This window comes from Liquorilactobacillus hordei DSM 19519 (assembly GCF_019443985.1).
In the GTDB taxonomy this organism is placed as follows: Bacteria; Bacillota; Bacilli; order Lactobacillales; family Lactobacillaceae; genus Liquorilactobacillus; species Liquorilactobacillus hordei.
The window spans coordinates 70964-93411 of the sequence record NZ_CP049301.1 but is presented as its reverse complement, the minus strand read 5'-3'; the positions used below and the strand labels follow the sequence as shown (position 1 = coordinate 93411).

Here is a 22448-nt window from a genome sequence, read left to right as displayed (position 1 = left end):
TATTTGCAAATAATCTATAATACAAGTAAGCAAAAAAAAAGAGAACGTACTTGCAATACGTTACTCTTCGCTATCATCGATGCTTGCAAATATTGTAAGTTCTGGTAGCTCCGCTGGTTTATTACTAATAAAATTAATAAAAATCGACTGTCTACCCTTGATAAAAGTGACAGTCGTTTTTATTTTATCTACTTAAGATTACACACGTAGTACATACAATCATTACAATTACAACTACAACTATCAAAACTCCAAATGCAACAGAGTTAGGCAGTCCATGCAATTCATGTACTACTTCGGCGAAAGATTTTAATATATCAGCCACCTAAGAAACCTCCACTTAAAATGCAAGTGGTATAACGTAAAAAATAAAAAATAACTGTTCATTTTAAAAGGTAACCACCTCCATTTTTAAAGTCGGTAGCTACCTCAACTCCAATATAGGGACTCAAGCTATAAGTATTATATCATAACATATAAGAAAGCGTACTATAATATTTTATGTGGATATTATGAAATATACTTTACAGTTAGAACGTATGTTCGTATAATGTGTGTGAGGTGATTTTATGATTAGTGCGAAAAAACAAGCTGAAATAATTAACGAAAGAATAAACAAATATTTTATCCCTAATATTAGAGCGAGATATCAAATTAATGTAACAAATAATATTTATGATAAAGTCTATGGATTTTATTTTCTTAGAGGCAAGCCAAATCATTTTACACGTTCTACACCTATTCGATCTCTTAAAAATGAAGAATATAATATCGAGTATTTAGAATCAATCATCAGGGAATTAGAGAAACTTACAAATTTTACAATTAGATACATCGCTTTTGAGAATTTGAGATGGCATAGCAATGACAAACTAATTCAAAGATAGTATTTCTTTTGATATGTTGACTAGTTTATGAGTTGGTGATAATATTTAAGTACCATATTATATTACTAATTGGAGGTAGAAATGGAAAAGAATGCAATAACTATCAGTAAACTTTTGGGAAATGATTTTAAAATAAATATTTCAAGAAGTGTAACTGTAAATGAATTAGATCTTTACACATCGAGATTAGCTTATTATCTAGCAGAACGTTGGTCTGAATTGAACGATTTAGAATTCGAACATGCAAAAGAAGCAGTTTTAGCTTCTTTTGATAGTAAGATCACTGACTGGCATGATGTTAAGAAGGAAAAATAAATAATTATAAAAATAGAAAGTGGTTTGAAAATTTAAAAGCTACTTTCTATTTTTATAACCTAGATTTTGATTCTATGTTATGATACAATTATACTGTCAATATGTTTATTTCATTAATTATGATATGGGGTGGTAAATTATTTGAGGGCGAAGGAATTAAAAATGTACTTGTATAATAATAAAGACAAATTAATTACTATTCTTGAAGCTGCTGGCTTTCATGATATTTGGGAAAATAATGCTAATGAAATTAGATGTGCTACGCCCAATGGTACTAACAAGACCTCAGTAGCGATTAAACTGAACGAAAGTTTATATACGACAATATATTCATCAGATTTTTCAGGAGATATTATTGGAGCTATTCAAGTTGTTATGGACGATTCTTTAAAAGACACGATAATGTTTATACATGCCTGCCTAGGTCTTTCAATGAAGTATGTAAAGAACAAACACGATCCATTGAAATTGTTAAAAAAATATTCTAATGGCTCAAGATTGAGTAAGAATACTCATGAGAACAAGCTCTATTCTAAGCGTTATTTGAATAGATTCGTGAAAGGATTACACAAACAAATAATTGAAGAAGGCATAACACCCAGTGTGGCTAGAAAATTTGAAATATGTTACGATCCAGAGCAGAGTAGAATTATATTCCCCCATTATGATTGGGAAAAATCAAATCAAATAGTTGGGATAAAAGGAAGAACGACTATGGATGCGGATCTAGCAGCGGAACTTGATGTCCCAAAATATTGGAATTATATTTCGGATTACAAAAAAACTAATAACTTATATGGATATTCTCTTTCAAAAGAAGGAATAGAAAAAAATAATATGATCATACTATTTGAAGCAGAAAAATCTGTCCTAAAACAGTTTACATTTGAAAAAGAAATTGGTTATTCGGTGGCATTAGGAGGACATGTGATCAGTGAAGAACAAGTCAGGTTTCTTTTAAAGAATACACCAATAGATTGTGAGATTGTTTTAGCTTTTGATAAAGATATTATGGTTAATGAAACAGAGGGAGAAACTTTCATTAAAAAGGAATGCAATAAGTTTCTAGGAATGAGGAGAATAAGCTATATATATGATAGTTTTAATATATTGAAAGATAAATCATCACCAATAGACGAGGGATATAAAAAATGGAATTATTTGTTAAAATGGAGAAAGAACTATAATAAACATATCGACAGAAAAGTTGTATAATGTTATCATACAAATAAACATAATGAAAGAGGGATTGCATGAGATTAAAGTATGAAGAACTAGAGTTATTAAAGAAAAAATATGGTGTTAATCGTATTTGGTCTTTTTCGCGTATTAGCACTTTTCTCAATTGTCGTTGGGCTTATAAGTTATTATATATAGATAAAATAAGAGCGAACAATGACAATGTTTATACTATTATGGGTACAGAATGTCATAGAATCATACAAGATTATCTTGCAAATGATATTAAATATCCTGATATGGAGCATCAATGGGGCGAATTTATCCAAAAATGGAAAGATGATCCGAAATCTTTTCAGTTTGACACAAAAAAAATTGAAAATGGTTATCTTGATAATATCGAACATTATTTTAAGAATACAGATAGTATTCCATTCAAGGTCAATAATGAAAAACCTATTCTTATTAAATTAAAAGATAAGGATGGAAAGCCCTTCATTTTTGTAGGTTATGCGGATACAGAATATAAAGATGATAAAGGCGATCTAAATATTATTGATTTTAAGACTTCAAGTAAATCAACATTTTCACCCAAAGGATTACCAAAAAAATCTATGCAGTTGATTTTGTATGCAATAGGAGAACATCAGCGTACGGGACTTCCTTACGATAAGATACATTGTAGATTTGATATGCAAAAGTATTGTACAGTAAATTATCGTATGGAAAATGGAAAATGGAAGAATTCTATTCAGGCTAGGTCAGAATGGGTGTTCAAAATGAGTAATAAATTAAAAACAAAATTACCAAAAGCTGGCGTAGATCCAATTACTACTGATGAAATGATAATAGAAGCAAGTCAAAATAATAATATGGACAATCTCCCAGAAGAAGTAAGAAACCAATTCAGAATAAGTAACTATTATATTGATATTGAATTAAGTGAAGAAATTTGTCAAAAGTTAGAAGAAAAAATAATAGGATATTGCAAGGATACATTAGAACTTGAAGATATGGGTGAAGACTTAAATGACTATCTAGAAATAAACTTTCCATATGACTCTAGTAATTATTATTGTCAAAAGCTATGTGCTTATCATAGTAGTCAAGCATTCAAGGAAGAAATGGGAATTATAAAGAAACCACTTCTTGATGAACAAGAGATAGATAATTTATTTGGTAATGTCGAAAGCGAAGACGCTGAAGAGGATGACGAATTGTTAAAAGAGTTATTAAGCTAGACTACAAATAAACATAATGAAAGGCGGAGAAACTATGAAATTCAAAAATAATACGGTATTGGCTAAGCATTTAGGTAATGACAAGATTTATATGTGGCATGTTCCTGCCTCTATGGGGTTAAGACATAAAGTAAGAATTGGGAGTCTTATTAAGGTAGATACTCAATATGGCAATAAAATTGTAAAGGCTGTTGGGGTCGCACTTGTAAAAAATAGTAGCGGAAAATTCAGAGAGGTGGTCGAGTTTATTAAATGAAACAATGGGTAAGCTTACATCAACACACCGATGAATCCAACGCAGGTGGTTATTTTGAAGTAGTGACTCAATATACTGATTATGTAAAATATGCCAAGGAAAACGAATTACCAGCAGTTTGTATAACTAATCATGGGAATGTAGCAAGATGGATGAAGCACAAAATGGCTATTAATGATTCTGGTATGAAATATATTCATGCAATAGAAGCATATGTGACCATGAATTTGGAAGACAAAAATAGAGGGTATCATACAATTCTAATTGCAAAGAATTATGAGGGTGTGAAAGAGATTAATAGGTTATCCTCTGCATCATTTAATAGACAGGATGGACATTTTTATTATAAACCGAGAATTCTATTTGATGATCTAAAAAATACTTCAGACAATATCTTTGTAACAACAGCATGTTTAGCAGGGGCACTTTGGCAAACATTTCCTCATCTGAATAGACAGACGAACAAAAGAGTTGAGGGCGATAAAAAAATATTTAAGGCTTGGATTGACTTCATTGAACAGAATAAAGAACGTGTATATCTGGAACTGCAGCCACATATCGATGAGGAACAAAAAGAGTACAACAAGCTATTAGTAAAAATTGCTAAGAAAAAAGGTTTTAAATTAATTGCTTCAAATGATATTCATGCCCTAAACCAGCGACATAACGAAATTCGCTTAATGATAAAAAGAGGTAAAAAATCTGATTATGAGGGCGATGATAAATTTGAGATATGGTGCAAGAATTACGATGAAATGCTTGAAACTTTTGAAAGACAAGGCGTAGTAAGCAGGGGAATTGTTGAAAAAGCCCTGGATGCGACAATGGAAATTGTTAATCAAGTTGAAGACTTTGAATTAGACAGAACTCATAAATACCCACATTTATTTAAAGATGAAGAAAGTAAATTTAAAGAACTGATTGTGGAGGGTATGAAAAAAAGGGGTATCGCAAAACTCCCAAAAGAAGAAAGAAAAAAGTATATGAGTAGAGTCAATAAGGAGTTTAAAGTATATAAACAAAACGGGGCTATAAGTTATATGCTTGCTGATTGGCTTATGATTGAGGAAGCAAAGAAACAAGGTCGAAGAGTAGGGTATTCTCGTGGTAGTGTATCAGGTAGTTTGATTGCTTACTTACTCAATTCGACAGAAATTGATTCAGTTAAGGAAAATCTGAATTTTGAACGTTTTATGAACCCTGAGCGAATAAGTCTAGCGGATTGATAGGTTTCTATCACAAATATCAGTAAGAAGGTGTTTGTGTGAGGATTGTAACTGACGAAGAAAAGATAAAGAGTGTTGAATTATATAAAAAGGGATTGTCAACAGTAAAAATAGGGAAGTTGTTTAACCGAGAGCCACGTACTATCAATAGAATGTTAAAAAGTATGGGCGTTGAAATCAGGAGTAATAAGATTAATTCTCGTAAACATCATATCTATAACGAAAGGTACTTCAATAATATAGATACTCAAGAAAAAGCATACTTATTGGGTTTTATATATGCTGATGGTTTTATATCAATTAATGGTAATACTAAAAGGTTTGGTATATCAATCAATCGAGTTGATGAGTATTTATTAGAATTTGTTCGTAAAGAACTAAATACCGATTATCTCATTAACAGATATAAAGTCTCTTGTGGATATAGAGTCGGTGTAAATTATTCTCGTTTATTGATGACAAGTGATTTACTAGTTGATGATCTCATAAAACATGGAGTTGTCGAGCATAAAACCAATATATTATTGCCACCTAAAATATCAAACAATCTAAAAAGACATTTTATCAGAGGATACATGGATGGCGATGGATCTATTAAAAAATGTAAAGGAAATTACAATTACGAATATGGAATTGATTTTGTAGGTACTACTGCTTTGCTGACATGGATTTATGATTATTTTTTAGAAAACAATTTAATTTCTAAAAGAAAAATCAATCTAGAAAAACGGAAAAAAGGCCAGTTAGTATCTCATATTCGTTGGGGCGGAAATCGACAAGTTCTCCGAATATTAAACCATTTATATAAGGATAGCGCTTTTTGTTTAAACAGGAAATTCGACAGATATTTACAATTGATGGAACAAAGTAGTCCCATACAGGAGTGATCCTGTATTGCAAACCTCTTGAACCTATAAATATATAGGGTGTGGATATAAATATATCTGCTAACGGTTGAGTTCCCTTGCGGAAAAAACCGTGCTAACTCCTTGAAAAAGGAAATTGTGTAACGACTATCGAAAGGCAACGTTAAGTTGAACTGAGTAGAGTAGAGTTAATTGGTAATTAATTCGAAGCGGGAGGCACTTATTTAATGATACTAATTAAATAAGTTGATGAGATAGTCTACTCCGACCACACAAAGATGTGGTGTTAAAGTATAACGCAAGTTACGGTAGCTAGGATAGATCATGATTGGTCAGGAGAAGATAAAATAGAAGTTCAAAAATGGTTGTTGACAAATCCAAATTTGCATTGCGCATCTATTATGACAGCTAACACTTATGGACTGAAGGGCGCAATTAAAGTTATTGCAAAGGGAATGGATGGCTATAAAGACAAATCTCCGTTTGAGATTCAGGGAATATGTAATCAAATAGATATTAAGGATAACTATCCAGACTCAATATATCAATCTCATAAGAAATTATTTGATACAGCCAAAGAGATAATTGGTGTTATTGATTCGTTCGGTAGACATGCTTGTGGAATTGTTGTAAGTACAGAACCATTAGAAGGCGTAATGGGTACTCAAACTGTAAGTGGCTGGGATTATCCAGTAACACAAGTTTATATGAAAGAAATAGACTATTGTAACTTCACAAAGTTTGATGTATTGGGTCTTGATAATCTTGGGTTAATAACAAAGTCTTGTGAGTTAGCTGGGTTACCTTTTTTAACACCAAACTCAACAGATATTGTCGATTTTCAAGATGAAAAAGTGTGGCAATCAATGGTCGAATCAAATATTGGTATTTTCCAATTTGAGGGAGAAAGAGCTGGTAGTATATTAAGACACTTATTCTCAGAAGAAACTATGAAAAAAATTAAAGAAAGAGTACCTGATATTAAATATATGGATTTATTAAGTCTTGCTAATGCAGCACAAAGACCAAGTGGAGCAAGTTATCTTGAATCAGTAACGGAAGGTAAATTTACAGACAACGGGCACGATGCACTGAATAAATTTCTTGCCCCAACACTAGGAAATTTAGTTTATCAGGAACAACTTATTCAATTTTTGGTTGATTTTTGTGGATGGAGCTATGGGCAAGCTGATTTAATTAGGCGTGGCATAGGTAAAATCTTTGCCTGTTAATGTGGAAACACATTATATGAAAGAGGACGAAATAGGGGAAGGTTGTAAAATATTAATCCCTAGATAACACGATAAACTAAAGAATATTGTGTATTGTAACGCATAGTGGGTGAAACTGTAAAACAGAATATAATCCCACCAAGAGCGCCCTCCATGTAATCTTATAGAGATTACTATGCTAGTTTTGCCAACTAGATACCTAACGTTAAACGAGGATGAAAATGTATGCTAGTCTGAACTGGAATAGACCAGTTGATGAAAATGAGGAAAACCTCCAGAGCATGAGATAAAAAACTCATGGTTAATAACAATCGAAAAAGTCTCAAGCTATTATGGATAGCGAAGTGCCTAAGATAAAACCTTCTTTTATTAAAACTATGATAGAAAAATATAATGATACCAAAGAACACGCAGAAGAAGTGGCAGATAGATTTATCCAGATATTCATGGATGCGGCTAATTATGGTTTTTCTGTAAATCATAGCCTTCCTTACTCCTACGTTGGATACATTGCGACATGGTTAAGATATTATTACTCTCTTGAATTTGCAACATCTGCCTTTGAAATATGGAAAGATGATCAAAATAAAATTAATAAGGTTTCCAGTTATGCGCAAGAACATGGAATTACTCTAAAGAAAGCTATATTCGGAAAATCTAAAGGGCTGTATTTCATGGATAAAGATAATAATTCAATATACGAGGGTACTGCTTCTATTAAGGGAAATAATTCGCAGGTTGGGGATTTACTATATGATATTGCTAAAATTAAGAAGTATGAAAACTTTTGTGATCTTTTGTTAAAAATACATGACGATTCCTTTATAGCCGATAAAGAAGGAAATATTACAGCTATAGAAGACGTTTATAAGAAAGACGAAATTGAGCTTCAAAAAATAGATAAAGAGCTTAAATCAGGTGATATAGAGCTTCATCAAAATAAATATGATATTAATAAGACTAAAATGGTAGGACTTATAAGATTGGGCTATTTTGATAAATTTGGGTCAATAAAAAAACTACAAACTATCTATGATTTCTTCAAAAAAGAGTATAAGCCTAATAACAAAACTCTATCTGGTAAAGCTAAGAAATATCAATTGTGTGTAGAAACCGAAAAAAATACTCCAGAAGATGAGTACAGTTTTATACAATTACTAGAATTTGAATTATATTACACTGGGAAATGTAGTAAACATGATGATAGAATGCCAAGCAAATATGGCTTTATTGTTGATGTTAATAAAGGAAGGACTAGAACTAGAGCAACTGTGTATTCTATAAAGTATGGGAAAAATATGCCTATGCTTGTTGGAAATAGAGTTTATAACAATGTGCCTTTCAAAACTGGTGATCTAATTTCTATTGAACAAATAGAGGAAAAACCAAAGTCTGTTTTCATGGACGGTCAATGGACTAAACACCCTACTGATGTAGATATTTGGGTCAAACAAGCAAAATTCATAAGAAAAGGTGAAATCAGCAAATGATAAAAGATGATTTTGACAAAACTGTATTCCCAATTAAATTTTCAAAATTTTTCAAAAGTAGTGATAAAGATTTGATAAAAGTAGTGACCGAATTAAATATGACAAAACTCTTGCTTTTTAAAGGTCAAATTGCTTCTAGTTCATATAAGAAAATTTATGAAAACTTAGAATCGAAAATACAAAAAATATGTAAAACAGACAAGATGGTGGGTTTTGCATTAGGAAAGTCAGCTAGAAGAACTATAGTCTCAATGTTCATTCTTGACTATAATTACGTGGGTATGCCGTTAGAGATGGTCTATTGTGAGACACAAAATCATATTATATATGCACAAGAAATTGACAAGTATCTGGAGTACACTTATCCCAAAATTATTGAACAACAAAAAATAGGAGGAATCAAATAATGAATATAGATTATAAACTTGTAGAGGTAGCGAATATTTTCCAAAGAATTAGCGAGACAAGTTCAAAAAATGAAAAGATATCAATTATTAAAGAGAATAATGATAATGAATTATTTAGGGATATTTTAAAGTTTGTTTTTGATGATTTTATTCGCACTGGGATTAGCACAAAGAAAATGTCGATGACTAACTTAAATGAATCTGATAAAGAATTTGATAATATCAATCAACTTATGGATTATGTAAAAGAGAATAATACTGGTAAGTTACAAGTTGTATCAAATATAAAGCAATTTTCGAGGGACTATTCACCTAGTGTTACGACTTTTATACATTCAATTTTTGCAAAGAATATTAAAGTTGGTATAACTTCAAAGTCTATCAATAAAGCATTAGGAAAAGGATTTATTAAGGAATTTTCCTGTCAATTAGCTTATCCGATGGATAAATATATTAATCGTGTGGATGGAAGTGAATTTGTATTAACTCAAAAATTAGATGGGCATAGATGTATCGCAATTTACGACAAGGGAAGAGTAAATTTATTTACGAGAAAGGGTTTTCCTTATGAGGGGTTAGAATTGGTTGAACGAGATGTTTCTAAGTTAGCTGCGTTATTCCAAAAAGAAGATGAAGGTATAGTTTTAGATGGTGAACTCGTCTTAGAGAACGTTTCTCAACTTGAAACGAAAGATTTATTTCGAGCGACAGCAAAAGTTTTGAAGAATAGTGACATTGATAAAACTGGCATTTTATTTAATGTATTTGATTGGATTCCGTTGGATGAGTTCTACAATTCACTTTCAGATTTGAGTTATAAGTCTCGCAGAAGAGAATTAGATAAAAACTATGAGGAATTTTTATTCGCAACACAAGATGAAGTAAAAGTAAAATTAGTACCAAGTTTGTATATTGGGAAAGATACAAATAAAATTGCAGAGTTGCAAGACTCATTGGTTACTAAGTTAGGCTGGGAAGGATTGATGTTAAATTTTGCTGATGGAAAATATGCTACAAAAAGAACATCAGATCTTTTGAAAATTAAAAAATTCTACAGTTCCGATGTATTGGTTTTAGATGTTTATGAGGGTTCAGGTGTAAACAAAGGAAGACTTGGTGGCGTAATTATTCAATTTAAAGATACAGAAGTTCAAGTCGGTTCGGGGTTCAGCGAACAAGAAAGAATTGACTTTTGGAATAGTCCAGAAAACATTATTGGCAAAATAATTGAAGTCCAATACTTTGAAGAGTCAGAAAATCAAAATGGTGGGAAATCACTAAGATTTCCAACTTATAAAACATTGAGAGCAGAGAAAACTGTAGAAGATATTAACTATGAAAGTTGACACATACAAATAAACATATTACAATATTAATATACTAAATTACTAGGAGAAATCATAATGAATGCAAAACATTCTGAAATTAAAATTATTAAGAAATTAGCTAAGAAACAAGGAATTAAGCACGTGTTAAGTATTAGAAGAGAAGATGAGAATGAATTTACTTTTGAGACAAATGAAGGTATCCTATATTTTATTGATTTAATAAGTAAAGAAATAAAAGCTGTATAGAAATAAACATAATGAAAGGTTAGCGGAATGAGTAAAAATCTAGTTTTATTAAAAGGTGATTGTCTAGAATTAATGAAAAAAATTCCAGACAAATCAATTGATATGATTTTATGTGATTTACCATATGGAACGAGCGCACTGAAATGGGATAATGTTATTCCAATAAGTATACTATGGAGTTTTTATAAGAGAATAATAAAAAATAATGGTGCCATTGTTATTTTTGGAAGTGAACCATTTAGTAGTTTGATGCGCACTAGCAATCTTGATATGTATAAATACGATTGGAAATGGGAAAAACCTAATGGAGCTAATTTTTTGAATTTCAAATATCAACCAGCCAAGGTGTATGAAGATATCATGGTGTTTGGTAAGATGGCAACTTCATATTCAAAAAAGGGTAATATGAAATATTATCCACAAATGGAGATTGGAAAACCATATAAGGGTTTGTCTGGGAAACAAAAAAAGAAAAGCAATAATTCAACAGTACGAAGTGAAATTAGTCAAGTAGTTACTGATAATAATGGGACAAGATATCCAAGAAGTATACAAAAATTTAAGTTAGACAAAGATAAATTACATCCTACTCAAAAACCAGTAGCATTATTGGAATATTTGATTAAGACTTATACAAATGAAGGGGATTTAATACTAGATAATTGTATGGGATCGGGTTCAACAGGCGTAGCAGCAGTAAATACTAATCGTAAATTTATTGGTATGGAATTAGATAAAGAATATTTTGATATTGCTAAAAACCGCATTAGTGAACATATAGCAGGTAAAGAGGGGGTTTCAGTTTAATGAGCAAAGATTTAGTATTGCTACAAGGTGATTGTTTAGAAAATCTTACTAAAATTCCAGATCACAGCATAGACCTCTTATTAACCGATCCTCCATATGAACACGTTATGGGTGGTATGAAATCGAAAGTATACAATAAATCAGGAACTTATAGGGCTAATAGTTATATGAATATGAAAATGTCGCAATTTAAGCATGATAATATTTTTAATTTTTTAAATACTGTAATCCCAAAATTAAAGAAAATTAATATGTTTATATTTTGTTCAAAACTACAATTAGCACACTATTTCAATTATATCAACCAACATAAGAAACTTAAATTCGATTTGTTAATTTGGGATAAAAGCTCAATAGAAGGTAAATATGGTATGAAGTCTAGTAAGTTTTTCACACAAGATATTGAATATGTTGTAAGAATTTACGAGAGCGGAGTTAGCCTAAACAAAATTTGGAATGAGGATCATACAAAAAGTAATTCTAGCTACTACATGAAAAGACAAAAGTTTACTCAACCACATGGGTTACACGAATCCATGAAACCTGTAGAGTTATTACAAAGATATATAGAACTAACCTCTAATGAAAATGATATAGTACTAGATCCATTTATGGGCAGTGGTTCAACGGGTATTGCTGCTCTGAACTTAAATAGGCGCTTTATTGGTATGGAACTTGATGATAAATATTTTGGTGTAGCCAAAGGTAGAATAGAAAACACATTTACAGATATAAATAAACATAATGAAAGAAAAGAGGAAACGACAGTATGATTATTGCAGTAGATTTTGATGGGACATTATGTAGCGAAGCATATCCTAATATTGGAAAGAAAAACGTTAAACTCTTCAATGCTCTAATTTATTTAAGAGAAAAGGGACATAAATTAATATTATGGACTTGTCGCAACGGACAATTATTAAGACAAGCAGAAAATTGGTGTTCTAATAATGGACTGTATTTTGATGCAGTCAATGAAAATCTACCAGAAGTTTTAAAAATATATACAGGAGTGGATTCTAGAAAAATTAGCTATGATATTTTGATTGATGATAAAAATATCAATATCAAAGATCTAAATAGTTTATCTACTAAAAGAATTAAAGAATATATTCTTAATAAGAATCAGTATTCTGTAATGATACCACTACGGGGATTACTTAGTGATAATGGACAACAGTATTTAAGCTATAAGGATGGAAAATATTTTGCTTGTTCATATCGAGATAGTCTTAAACAAGAATTTACACAATCTGAACTGAATGATATCCCAGAAGCATTTAAACCATTTATACCCAGATTTTTAGGAGACGATAAAATATGAAAAAAACAACAGAAGATGCGATAAAAGTGTTAGTTAATAGTCTGACTCAAGATACCTTACAGGACATTGGCGCATTGCTAATTTTTAACAAGCCAACAGAGATGAAATATATTTTTGGGCTAATCGAAATTGATAATGAGTATTTGGAGAACTTGATTGCTGCAATTGATAAACATTTAGAAGTTCATACCCCTGATCAAGAAGATACTGATATATTCCTTGATATTAAAAAACATGCAGAAGAAAGGTTGGCTTTACAAAAAAATGAAATTGGAAACTTTAACGAAGATAATAAAAACTGATGAAGAAAGACTTAATTTGATTAGAAATTTAGTTTTTGATTTACCTAAAACTTATGATGATTTCTTATCACTTGATAATCTTCAACAGAGTCGTACATTCAGCGTCATTTCTGCAATAGAAGAATTGACAATAAGCAAATCAAATTTTGTTGTTAAATATGTCCTAACTGAAGATAGAAGGCCACATTTTCTTAGTATCGAAAAAGGAAATATATCTACCACATGGTCAAAACCCGATGAAGAGGGAACACTATATTGTCTGATTGGAGCATCTGGTTCAGGTAAAACAACGTTGGGCTATATGACTTTTGGCAAAAAGAAAGAAGTAATTAGTACCACTACACGTAAACCAAGAAAGAATGAAATAGATGGACAGGACTATTTCTTTGTAAACCCAAGATGTTTTGCTGAAATGTATAAAAAAGGTAAGTATGCTGAAATTGATAGCTATAATAATAACTATTATGGAATCGAATTATCAGAGATTCAGGACAAAACTAAAAATGGAGATGCTTATGCGGTAGTTACGTATGAAGGATATAAGCAAATCAAGAAACTGCATCCAAAAACTAAGTCTATTTTTATTTACTCCAGCTTTAGAGATACCAGGAAACAAATGGTTGAACGTGGAGATCCTTATTGGCAAATAAGTAAAAGGCTTGATCTATATGAGAAAGATATGGAAAACAAAAATAAATGTGACTATGTTGTAGAGAACCATCTTGGTAAACTAAGTGACAGTTTAGAGCAAATTCAAGAAATCGTAAAGGAGAATAAATAATGAAAAGAACAGTATACTTTGGTGCAGGGTGGTTCACTCCCAAACAAGAATTAGCATATGATAAGGCAATGCACGCTTTAAAAAATAATTTAAGTGTTGATTTAGTCCATTCATATGTTCCATTAGAACATCAATATAAGGGTATCAGAGTCGATTTAAATCCCGAATATTTACATGATCTTGAATGGTCAAACGGGACATTTAATGGAGATATTTTGGGTATTAAATCGACTGATGTAGCATTATTTATTTATGTCCCCACAGAAGAAGATATTGGTTGTGGAGTCGAATTAGGATATGCGAAAGCTATTAATAAGACAATCATAGTCGCAATTCCAGATGAGGAGTGGGGTGAACCAATTAACCTTATGTCATTTGGTGCAGCCGATTCATTTATTAAATTAAGCGAACTAAACAAATATGACTTTACAAAGCCAGAATATAAATTTTATGAAGGGGAAGTTTATTAAAACTTAGGTAAATCAATGACATTATCAAAAGGATTATTCACATCAGATAAAGAATATTGGGAAACACCTCGTGACTTTTTCAATAAGTTAAATGATAAATTTCACTTTAATTGGGATCTAGCATCGACAGATAATAATGCACTTTGTAAGAATCATTTAACAGAGCAAGATGATTCCTTATCAATTGATTGGGGGGGGTCTCTGACAGGCAACTTGTTCCTAAATCCTCCTTATGGGAGAGAATTGAAGAAATGGGTTAAGAAAGCTTCGGAAACAAAACTAGCAAAAGGTCAATTTTTAGTGATGTTAATACCCTCAAGGACAGATACAAGTTATTGGCATGATTACATTTTTAATAAGGCCAAAATAAAATTTCTGAGAGGTAGACTGAAATTCACAATCAATGGTGTTCAGAAAGACGCAGCACCTTTCCGTCAGCGTTAGCAATTTATAAAGGGGAGTAGATATGAAACATTTAATTTTGTTAATAGTATTATTGTATATCTTGTTCAAAATTACCAGGCATAGACTCATGTTAGATTTAGATTATGATCCTGAAGAAATGGAATCAGTTTATTATATTAACAATGATGGTGGGTATGATATAAGAGTACTGCCAGTAGAAACAGGTTCTAATTACACTAAATGGGGTGTCTATAAGAAAGTCAATAATGAAATTGTGACTTTAGAAGAGCATTTATTTTTATGGTTGACACCTGTTACAAGTGGCAGTGGTCAAGTAGCATTAAATAATATAATGTTACGAAAAAGAAGAGTTATTTTAGGAAAGGAATGATAATTTGTCTGAAGGATATAATGCAAAAGTTTATTGGAAAGATGGTTGTAGTAGGTGTAAACAAACCATGAATTTATTTAAGATTCCATTTGAATCAGTAAAAGCTAGTCAGGAATTCATTGAATATTTAAAAGAAGAAAAAGAAGTTAGATCTATGCCTTATGTAGAAATATTTGATAAAGATAGAAGAATAGTAGATAGCTGGAGTAACTTTGAATACGATAAGATTCGTGAATGGAATAAGAAGATAGATGCTTAATGAACTGGAAGAAAAAATATTCAGGTGGATTTGATATGAAACCACCAACCGAATTACGAGGATCGGTATATATTGACACATGGTTACTTGATCGTGATAAATCAAGTAAAAACAAGTTGTATTTTAAATCTTAAGATTCCAATTTATTCCCTTTGATCGACATAACTAGTTGGATAAGTAGTAAAGAACGAGAAATACAAATAGAATATGCACGCCAAAAATTTACTAAGTTTAATGGGAATGTTTGGTTAGATAGTTTACAAATTAAATAAACATAATGATATAATAACCGTTGACTTTGATAAGTTTAGCGGTTATTATTATATATAGAAATAAACAAAATGAAAGGAAGACCAATGAAATTATCGTTGTGGATTGAGAAGCGGGAAAAGAAAAAGATCAAATTAAATATGTGGCAAAGTATTGTTTTGAGACAAGAAGTTAAAAGTGCAGTAAGAGCTGGTTATGACGGAATAGTGAAACCAATTAAAGATTTAGATGATTTAATAAAGTGTGTAAATTGGTGTAAGAGAGAAAATCTATCATATGCTCGGATATTTGAAAACAGCATATCTATTTATTGGGTATATGCTTTGCCTGAAGATAATAAAAATTACAAATACCTTTTTCCAGTTGGGAAACATCCATTATCTTTAGTGGAGAATAGGCATAGTCCTTTTGGTGTAGGTAACAAGAAATAGGAGGAAATAAAATGAATGACGTGGCAGATTTAGATAAGAATGCGGCTAAAGATTTAGTCAAAAAAGGTGAAATGTTTTGGACTATCATGATGTCAGATATGGGAACAGGTGCAGTAAAAATAAAGTATTTACAATTAGCTAAACCTAGTGAAGAACACGTTTCAAGATTTGACTGGAGCGATAGTCGTGAAAAGGCTACAAAATTCCTAAATTTTAATGAAACCGTAAGGATCTTCAAACAAGTATTTGAAGCAACACACCTACCTATTACAATGGCATTTTGTGGTTGGTATCTTGAACGGGAGGAGAAATAATGGCACAGTTATTTTTTAGATATGGGACTATGAATAGTGGGAAAAGTGTTGAATTATTGAAAGTAGCCCATAACTATCGAGAGAGTGGTAAAATTGTCATTTTATTTACTAGCTCATTGGACACAAGATCGGGCAAAGGAAAGATAAGTAGTCGCATAGGCATATCTGATTCCGCAATAGATTTAAGTCCTACTTCAAGCGTTTGCGATGAAATTAATAACAACCCAGATCATATTTCTAATGTTTCATGTATTCTAGTTGACGAATCACAATTTCTCACAGAGAAACAAGTTGAGGAATTAGTGTCGGTAGTAGATATTTTAAATATTCCCGTTATATGTTATGGCCTAAAAAATGACTTTATGAATAACTTATTTGAGGGTAGTGAAGCTTTGCTAAAATATGCAGATAAAATTGAAGAGATTAAGACTGTATGTAAATTTTGTAATAGGAAAGCCACTATGAATCTTAGAATGGTCGATGGTAGGCCTGCAAGAAAAGGTGAGCAATTGCAAATTGGTGATAGTGAGTACTACTCAGTATGCAGAGAACATTGGTATTCACCAAATATGAAAAAACTATAGGAGGTAAACATGAAAGAGATTAATGTGCCGCAATCAATTATTAAGGAAATTAAAGAGAAAATTCCTAACTTGGCTATTTTATATCTTACAGGTTCAAGGCTAACAGGTACCCAAAACAACAAATCAGATTATGATTTCTATGCTTTCACAGTTTCACATAAAAGCGAATTTGTTTTAAGAGATCGGAATAAAGGGACAACATACAAAGGTGATAATTATGAAATTAAATGTTTTGATATTACACATTTATTTGCACTTTTGAGAAAAACAAATCCTAATTTTATTGAATTGTTTTTTAATGTTCCAATTTTCGTTGGTGGTTATTTTGATATTTTAACTCGTTTGATTTATCGCGACAGAGAAAAGTTGCCATATATAAATGAAAAACATTTCGTTGCATCTTCCGTTGGAATGATTAAATCAAATCTATCTCGGATATCCCCGAATAAAGTATACAAGGGGAGTGGATCTTTTGGTAAAGAGCTATTCAATTTAATTAAAGCATATAGGTATGGATTGGCCGTTGCTAATGGAAAGTCTTTGGAAGCTGAAATTAATATTATGAATGAATATTTATATGTTAAAAATACAGAAGTCTATGATCAAAATTTATTGAATAAGATTAATCCTGAATATCTATATCAATGTTTGAAAGAAAAATGTGACGACATGAAAGATTCAACTGAGAAACTTGATTTGTTGAATGAATATATCTACAATACGCCATTATATTTTAAATAGATAGGAGACAAAACATTATGTACCTTAGATATAATAGCAAATCTAAATACTATGTATTAAACATTGTTGATGAACCAACTATTAAAGAAAACTTTGTTCATTCTGATACAGGATTGCTAATTTCATACTATGCAGAACGACTTAATACACATGAAATTACACCAAAACAAGTATTCGGTATTTTCAAGGCTAGCTATAGGGATTTTAAGTATTCCGTTAAACAATATAGACATCTAACTGATGGTGGTATTCATACTTATAGTGCAGTTGACATTATTGCGATTAAATTAATCAAAAATGGATATATGAGAAAGGGTAATGTTATTGTTTAAATAAACATAATGACATAGTGTGATTGATAATAATGAAATTATTAAGAGAATTTTTTGAACACTGTCTGCTAGACACGATTATTTATGACAAAGAGAAACCTAAGTTTAGTGAAATCTGTACTGTTTTGTTTGCAATGATATTTAGTATTTTTATAATGGTTTACTGCATTGCCTTAGTATTCGCTGTAATATATGAAGTTTATTACTTTATAGTAATTAACCATCTGTATATATCGGCAGAATTTTGGGCAATTACACTTTATACGTTAGGAATAGTGGCTTCATTCTTCTTAGTAGCATTAATTATATGGGAAGCAATAAAACTAAACGTAAAACTTAAAAATTGGAGTGATAGAAAACATGTACACAATGAATAAATCTGGTGCGAATGTAAGGACTTTTGATTTCATAGATACAGATAAATTATGTGAAGAATATGTTAAAGGAGTCATAAGTTTAAAAGAACTAGCATTTCAACTTAGTATAGCCAACTTTACTTTTTCAAAAGAGAGGTTAGACAAATTAAAAACCAGGGCTTTTGAAGCAACACCAACTGAAATAGCTGCACAAGCATTAATCAAGCAAGGTTTAATGTATGAGGTGAATAATGGATAAGATAGAAGTTACAGTAGAAACATTGAATGCAGCGGTGACAAAAGGTAGATCTAATGCTGTGATAGCAGAACTTAGATCAAGAAATGGGAAACCAGTTAATTCTCAGAAATTAAATGACATCCATAAACAACTTCGCTATAAGGATTATGCCGAGGCAACGTTGGAAAGTTCATTAATGGGTTGGATCTGGGTTCCACTAATATTTATATTGTTCGTAATCATTATTGTATTAAATTTAAAAAACATTTTCTTAAGTATTCCTCTTTTGGTATCTCCTATTCTTTTACCTTTGTGTTATAGAATATATCTTACATGTTATTTCAAAAAATATTACAAAAAAATACCTGATTCTTTCGTGGAGAATAGCATTGAACTGCCTTGCAGTGATACTAAATTTTATGAAAACGAGATTATACAAGCAGCTGATTGGTGTTCCAACAAAGTAAGAGAATACCCTTATAATTATTGGGATCTCATTTGTAATAATAGAGATATAACTCTTGCATATGTATTGTATCAAAGAGATAAAAATACAAATAATTTCCCTATAATACTTCAATTAAAAGTGACGGATTTTCTAGCAGAGTTAGCTGATATTTTAAATAACAAAAGTAAATATAATGCAATAAAAAATAACGATACACAGTTTCTTGTTTGGATTCAGAGAATAGTTGAGTTATACGATAGATAAGAGAGTGAGAGGAAAATGAAATGACAAAACAAAAGATGGTTTACGTGGTACACAATAGCGCAGGAATTGCATCAGTATATACAAAAATAGAAGATGCTAGAAAAGATGCGAAATTTCTAGGTGCGCATACAACCTTAGTTCCATTAAGAACTAGTGCACTAGTAAATCTTGATTATCTACAAACAAACATAGTGCAAGAAGACAGGAGGAAAGTAAATGATGTTCAGAGAAAGAAATAGTGATAATTTCAGAAAAGTAAAGGTCACATATACCCCAGAACCAAATGACGATGGGACTACAACATATTACCCACGTTCATGGCAATATTTAAGTAAAAGAAATGAACTTATGTTTAATGAAGACCAGATGGAAATTATAGAATGGATTCACACATATTGGTATAAGTATGGTGAAAACAGTATGCTGGAAGCAATTATGTTGTTAATTAATAGCGGATTATACGAACCATCAAGAAATCCAACATTCAGTGAAGTGCCAATGAAATTAGAAGAGATTTGGGATAGTTTAGGTGAATATTCAAGACTAGACATTATTCATGAGGTGACTACTATATGTTTGAGAAATTAAGGGAGGGTTTTATATGACCTATGAAGAAGCAACTACAAAACTAAAAGAAATTGATTTAAGAATTACGGTAGATAGAGCTTGGAGTGCTGTCTTTGCAATTACACTACCATATAAAACAGATCTACATGAAACGGCAAACTTTAATATTGATACAAATAAAATTAAAACTGGTTTAATTGTAGGAGAAGATGTAGCCCATTTTCTATGTGATCCATTAGCATTACGTGTCGTTACTGAGGTAGCTGTCCCATTAATGAATACACCATTAAATGAAAGAAGTAAGTAGACAATAGAATAGGAGATTACTTAATGACAAAAAACACTCGATTAGCACAAAAGGCTCTTGAATTTTCTGCAGAATATATGGGTTTTATTATAGATCATCCACAAAATTATTTTAAACTTAATAATGAAGAAGAAAAAATATTCGAACCTGTATCGTTCAGTCTTATAAATAAAACAGGGGTACATGAAGTATGCTACCTAACCTATGACAAAGAGAATAAACCTATCATAAAATTTAGTGCTACTCAATCTGGTAGTTTTTCATCTCATAATATTTTCGATCTTGCTATGTTATTTAGATACATTAGCCAATTTATTATACAGCTAGAAGATGATATAAGAAATTATTATAGTAAGAATAATGGGAAAAAATAAGAGGAGAACAATAATGACAGAAAAATTCACAGAAGAAAAATTAAATCAAAGGATTTTTGATTTATTTACAGAAGCTAATGTCATAAAAAGTATACTACCTAGTGGTATTGTTCAAAATGATGTTAATGGTGACTATGATAAGTTCCGTAAAACCATGTTAGGAGTCAGCCGTGAATATTTTGAATCGGATATGGATGTAACCGAGTCAAAATTAAAGCAATGGAAGGATAGTGTAAGAGAGTTACTTACTGATATTTTAGATCATAAAGTTCTAGATGAATAATAAAACTGAAATATAAAGGAGATCATTTAATGAAAGTTACAACTTCAAAAAAACAAACTCAAAAACTAATCAATGTCCCACACTATGTGTTTGATTTTATAAATAGATTCGGAGTAAATGCTATATACGATATGATTAAAGGCTCATCAGGTGACAATTATTATATTTGTGATATGAGGGTGGACGACGGGGACTTAAGCGAAGATGATGCACTTAAAATTCAGGAATGGTCTGAAAAGCAAGAGGTAGAAACTTTACTTAAATTAGCGAATGGTGTAGTGTGCAGAATAAACGCAGCATTAACACATGAGAACATATTTAAAGGTGTATAACATGAATGAGAGTGAGAAATACGAAAATGTTGCACAATTTTTAAAAGGTGAAAAATTCGTCCATGGTCTAACAAAATACGAAAATCTTTTGATGAAAAGTAAAGTGTATTTCCGTATACCAGATACACAATCAAAATTTGATGAGGGTTATTACTCAAATTCGTCAGTTAGATATAGTGGTTTTACGTGGTTGGGTAGAATTATCGTTTCTCTAATCTTACTGGTATGTGTTCTAGGGTTAGCACTGATTGGTGTATTTACAGGAAATATTAAATATATTTTTAATTGGTCGGCTTATAGAGAATATGATCTTATTGATGATATAATAGATGAATTCTTTGATGGCGAACCCTTTAGCAGGAATATCAACAGTCGTTTTGATGGTTATGATAATATTCCCACAGTATTAAAAACAAACAAAGAAGCTAGGGCGTTCTTAAAGTATAAATACAAGTATAAGAATAAAAAATTTGTATTTAACTCAGATGAGTATAATTTACAAAAGTATGATAGTGGGACAACTATTTTAGCCTTATTGAAAATAGGGAAACTAGATCCTTACTGGGATAAGATGAGATTAAACTTAACAGAAAAAGAAAATAAGAAGCAAGAGGAGTAATGAGAATTGGTAGCAAATAAGAATATAGATTATCCTGATCAAGAATTATATGATTACGTAATGAAAGGTTTGGCAGATAAGAATATAACTCCAAAGACTATTGGGGAAGCTGTATATGAAATGGAACATGAGTATTTTCCAGAAAAGACAGCAGAAGATTTCGGAGAAGATTTTTATAGTCTATTTAAGAAACGTGAAGTATTAAATCTGGTAGGCACAGGGCTGATGATTGATGATTTAGCAAATAGAGAGCTATTGCCAGAACCAATGCAAACCATTATCGCCAATGATCTTGGGCAATTTGGTGTAGACGAACTTATTAGTATCGGTATCGCAAATCTATACGGCTCTTTAGGTGTAACTAATTATGGCTATGGAGATAAGATTAAAATTGGATACGCAAAAGAGTTAGATAATGAACATGGTGAAATTAATACCTTCAGTGATGATATATTCACAGCACTGGCATCAGGTATGGTCGGTAGATTAGGCCATGGTAGGCCACTGGATATTAATAATAAGAAACAAGAAGATTATAAGGAAGATGCACGATAGAATAATTGATAAAATCCATAT

The 22448-nt window shown here is 31.1% G+C and carries 38 protein-coding genes; 37 read left to right on the top strand and 1 reads right to left on the bottom strand.

The annotated features are described in order from the left end of the window. Positions 1-184: 184 nt before the first annotated feature. Positions 185-325: a hypothetical protein gene (locus tag G6O70_RS00695; protein ID WP_157047929.1), complete on the bottom strand. Its 141-nt coding sequence runs from the start codon at positions 323-325 to the stop codon at positions 185-187. A 244-nt stretch (positions 326-569) separates the two neighbouring features. On the opposite strand from G6O70_RS00695, the gene G6O70_RS00690 reads away from it, so the two are divergent. The 37 genes from G6O70_RS00690 to G6O70_RS00515 all read left to right on the top strand — a co-directional run bounded on the left by G6O70_RS00690 (position 570) and on the right by G6O70_RS00515 (position 22427). Continuing rightward, positions 570-887 carry a hypothetical protein gene (locus G6O70_RS00690; RefSeq protein WP_057868731.1) on the top strand — a complete coding sequence of 106 codons (318 nt, stop codon included), beginning with the start codon at positions 570-572 and terminating at the stop codon, positions 885-887. A gap of 81 nt (positions 888-968) precedes the next feature. Continuing rightward, positions 969-1202 (top strand): hypothetical protein, encoded by a 234-nt coding sequence (locus G6O70_RS00685; protein WP_057868732.1) that lies wholly within the window; start codon positions 969-971, stop codon positions 1200-1202. Positions 1203-1343: 141 nt separating this feature from the next. Further along, complete coding sequence (locus G6O70_RS00680; RefSeq protein ID WP_057868733.1) at positions 1344-2417, top strand: hypothetical protein; 1074 nt, start codon at positions 1344-1346, stop codon at positions 2415-2417. 38 nt (positions 2418-2455) lie between these two features. After that, positions 2456-3622, top strand: coding sequence for a PD-(D/E)XK nuclease family protein (locus G6O70_RS00675; RefSeq protein WP_057868734.1), 1167 nt, complete (start codon positions 2456-2458; stop codon positions 3620-3622). 34 nt (positions 3623-3656) lie between these two features. Next, a complete protein-coding gene (locus G6O70_RS00670; protein ID WP_057868735.1) occupies positions 3657-3878 on the top strand; it encodes a DUF5839 family protein in 222 nt (73 codons plus the stop codon). After that, a complete protein-coding gene (locus G6O70_RS00665) occupies positions 3875-5104 on the top strand; it encodes a PHP domain-containing protein (RefSeq protein ID WP_233419104.1) in 1230 nt (409 codons plus the stop codon). The genes G6O70_RS00670 and G6O70_RS00665 overlap by 4 nt, the downstream gene beginning before the upstream one ends. 38 nt (positions 5105-5142) lie before the next feature. Then, on the top strand, positions 5143-5991 hold the full coding sequence (locus G6O70_RS00660) for a helix-turn-helix domain-containing protein (protein WP_057868736.1): 849 nt from the start codon (positions 5143-5145) through the stop codon (positions 5989-5991). A 347-nt stretch (positions 5992-6338) separates the two neighbouring features. Further along, positions 6339-7202, top strand: a complete 864-nt coding sequence (locus G6O70_RS00655) for a hypothetical protein (protein ID WP_233419105.1) — start codon at positions 6339-6341, stop codon at positions 7200-7202. A gap of 332 nt (positions 7203-7534) precedes the next feature. Next, positions 7535-8692, top strand: a complete 1158-nt coding sequence (locus tag G6O70_RS00650) for a hypothetical protein (RefSeq protein ID WP_057868738.1) — start codon at positions 7535-7537, stop codon at positions 8690-8692. Further along, the gene (locus G6O70_RS00645; protein WP_057868739.1) at positions 8689-9099 is read left to right on the top strand and encodes a hypothetical protein; all 411 of its coding nucleotides are present in this window, start codon (positions 8689-8691) and stop codon (positions 9097-9099) included. The genes G6O70_RS00650 and G6O70_RS00645 overlap by 4 nt, the downstream gene beginning before the upstream one ends. Further along, on the top strand, positions 9099-10445 hold the full coding sequence (locus G6O70_RS00640; protein WP_057868740.1) for an ATP-dependent DNA ligase: 1347 nt from the start codon (positions 9099-9101) through the stop codon (positions 10443-10445). Before G6O70_RS00645 ends, G6O70_RS00640 begins: the two co-directional genes overlap by 1 nt. A 57-nt stretch (positions 10446-10502) precedes the next feature. Further along, positions 10503-10673, top strand: a complete 171-nt coding sequence (locus G6O70_RS00635; protein WP_157047930.1) for a hypothetical protein — start codon at positions 10503-10505, stop codon at positions 10671-10673. 27 nt (positions 10674-10700) lie between these two features. Continuing rightward, a complete protein-coding gene (locus G6O70_RS00630) occupies positions 10701-11480 on the top strand; it encodes a DNA-methyltransferase (RefSeq protein WP_057868741.1) in 780 nt (259 codons plus the stop codon). Continuing rightward, complete coding sequence (locus G6O70_RS00625; RefSeq protein WP_057868742.1) at positions 11480-12253, top strand: DNA-methyltransferase; 774 nt, start codon at positions 11480-11482, stop codon at positions 12251-12253. The genes G6O70_RS00630 and G6O70_RS00625 overlap by 1 nt, the downstream gene beginning before the upstream one ends. Beyond that, complete coding sequence (locus tag G6O70_RS12345; protein ID WP_201779036.1) at positions 12250-12804, top strand: Cof-type HAD-IIB family hydrolase; 555 nt, start codon at positions 12250-12252, stop codon at positions 12802-12804. The genes G6O70_RS00625 and G6O70_RS12345 overlap by 4 nt, the downstream gene beginning before the upstream one ends. After that, the gene (locus G6O70_RS00615) at positions 12801-13106 is read left to right on the top strand and encodes a hypothetical protein (RefSeq protein WP_057868743.1); all 306 of its coding nucleotides are present in this window, start codon (positions 12801-12803) and stop codon (positions 13104-13106) included. Before G6O70_RS12345 ends, G6O70_RS00615 begins: the two co-directional genes overlap by 4 nt. A gap of 16 nt (positions 13107-13122) precedes the next feature. After that, positions 13123-13887 (top strand): hypothetical protein, encoded by a 765-nt coding sequence (locus G6O70_RS00610; protein WP_219934251.1) that lies wholly within the window; start codon positions 13123-13125, stop codon positions 13885-13887. Then, on the top strand, positions 13887-14357 hold the full coding sequence (locus G6O70_RS00605) for a nucleoside 2-deoxyribosyltransferase (protein ID WP_057868745.1): 471 nt from the start codon (positions 13887-13889) through the stop codon (positions 14355-14357). Before G6O70_RS00610 ends, G6O70_RS00605 begins: the two co-directional genes overlap by 1 nt. Positions 14358-14372: 15 nt before the next feature. Next, entirely contained in the window at positions 14373-14801 is a 429-nt protein-coding gene (locus G6O70_RS00600) for a phage N-6-adenine-methyltransferase (protein WP_219934250.1), read from the top strand. 88 nt (positions 14802-14889) lie between these two features. After that, a complete protein-coding gene (locus tag G6O70_RS00595) occupies positions 14890-15153 on the top strand; it encodes a hypothetical protein (RefSeq protein WP_219934249.1) in 264 nt (87 codons plus the stop codon). Positions 15154-15157: 4 nt separating this feature from the next. Beyond that, positions 15158-15412 carry a thioredoxin domain-containing protein gene (locus tag G6O70_RS00590; protein ID WP_057868747.1) on the top strand — a complete coding sequence of 85 codons (255 nt, stop codon included), beginning with the start codon at positions 15158-15160 and terminating at the stop codon, positions 15410-15412. Continuing rightward, positions 15412-15546, top strand: a complete 135-nt coding sequence (locus G6O70_RS12060) for a hypothetical protein (RefSeq protein WP_258236120.1) — start codon at positions 15412-15414, stop codon at positions 15544-15546. The genes G6O70_RS00590 and G6O70_RS12060 overlap by 1 nt, the downstream gene beginning before the upstream one ends. A 222-nt stretch (positions 15547-15768) precedes the next feature. Next, positions 15769-16113 (top strand): hypothetical protein, encoded by a 345-nt coding sequence (locus G6O70_RS00585; protein ID WP_057868748.1) that lies wholly within the window; start codon positions 15769-15771, stop codon positions 16111-16113. An 11-nt stretch (positions 16114-16124) separates the two neighbouring features. Then, positions 16125-16427, top strand: coding sequence for a hypothetical protein (locus G6O70_RS00580; protein WP_057868749.1), 303 nt, complete (start codon positions 16125-16127; stop codon positions 16425-16427). Beyond that, complete coding sequence (locus tag G6O70_RS00575; protein WP_057868750.1) at positions 16427-17011, top strand: thymidine kinase; 585 nt, start codon at positions 16427-16429, stop codon at positions 17009-17011. The genes G6O70_RS00580 and G6O70_RS00575 overlap by 1 nt, the downstream gene beginning before the upstream one ends. Positions 17012-17020: 9 nt before the next feature. Continuing rightward, positions 17021-17752: a DNA polymerase beta superfamily protein gene (locus tag G6O70_RS00570; RefSeq protein ID WP_057868751.1), complete on the top strand. Its 732-nt coding sequence runs from the start codon at positions 17021-17023 to the stop codon at positions 17750-17752. A 17-nt stretch (positions 17753-17769) separates the two neighbouring features. Beyond that, positions 17770-18084, top strand: coding sequence for a hypothetical protein (locus tag G6O70_RS00565; RefSeq protein WP_057868752.1), 315 nt, complete (start codon positions 17770-17772; stop codon positions 18082-18084). 360 nt (positions 18085-18444) lie between these two features. After that, positions 18445-18699, top strand: a complete 255-nt coding sequence (locus G6O70_RS00560; RefSeq protein ID WP_057868754.1) for a hypothetical protein — start codon at positions 18445-18447, stop codon at positions 18697-18699. Continuing rightward, a complete protein-coding gene (locus G6O70_RS00555; RefSeq protein WP_057868755.1) occupies positions 18692-19390 on the top strand; it encodes a hypothetical protein in 699 nt (232 codons plus the stop codon). The genes G6O70_RS00560 and G6O70_RS00555 overlap by 8 nt, the downstream gene beginning before the upstream one ends. Before the next feature lie 20 nt (positions 19391-19410). Beyond that, positions 19411-19629, top strand: a complete 219-nt coding sequence (locus G6O70_RS00550) for a hypothetical protein (protein ID WP_057868756.1) — start codon at positions 19411-19413, stop codon at positions 19627-19629. Beyond that, a complete protein-coding gene (locus G6O70_RS00545; RefSeq protein ID WP_057868757.1) occupies positions 19607-19978 on the top strand; it encodes a hypothetical protein in 372 nt (123 codons plus the stop codon). The genes G6O70_RS00550 and G6O70_RS00545 overlap by 23 nt, the downstream gene beginning before the upstream one ends. 13 nt (positions 19979-19991) lie before the next feature. Beyond that, positions 19992-20264, top strand: coding sequence for a hypothetical protein (locus tag G6O70_RS00540; RefSeq protein ID WP_057868758.1), 273 nt, complete (start codon positions 19992-19994; stop codon positions 20262-20264). A gap of 23 nt (positions 20265-20287) precedes the next feature. Next, positions 20288-20638, top strand: coding sequence for a hypothetical protein (locus G6O70_RS00535; protein ID WP_057868759.1), 351 nt, complete (start codon positions 20288-20290; stop codon positions 20636-20638). Positions 20639-20651: 13 nt separating this feature from the next. Next, entirely contained in the window at positions 20652-20921 is a 270-nt protein-coding gene (locus tag G6O70_RS00530; RefSeq protein WP_057868760.1) for a hypothetical protein, read from the top strand. Positions 20922-20950: 29 nt separating this feature from the next. Beyond that, positions 20951-21253, top strand: a complete 303-nt coding sequence (locus G6O70_RS00525) for a hypothetical protein (RefSeq protein ID WP_057868761.1) — start codon at positions 20951-20953, stop codon at positions 21251-21253. 1 nt (position 21254) lies between these two features. Beyond that, positions 21255-21872: a hypothetical protein gene (locus tag G6O70_RS00520; protein WP_057868762.1), complete on the top strand. Its 618-nt coding sequence runs from the start codon at positions 21255-21257 to the stop codon at positions 21870-21872. Between the two features lie 6 nt (positions 21873-21878). Then, complete coding sequence (locus G6O70_RS00515) at positions 21879-22427, top strand: phosphatidylglycerophosphatase A (RefSeq protein WP_057868763.1); 549 nt, start codon at positions 21879-21881, stop codon at positions 22425-22427. The last annotated feature ends 21 nt before the right edge of the window (positions 22428-22448 follow it).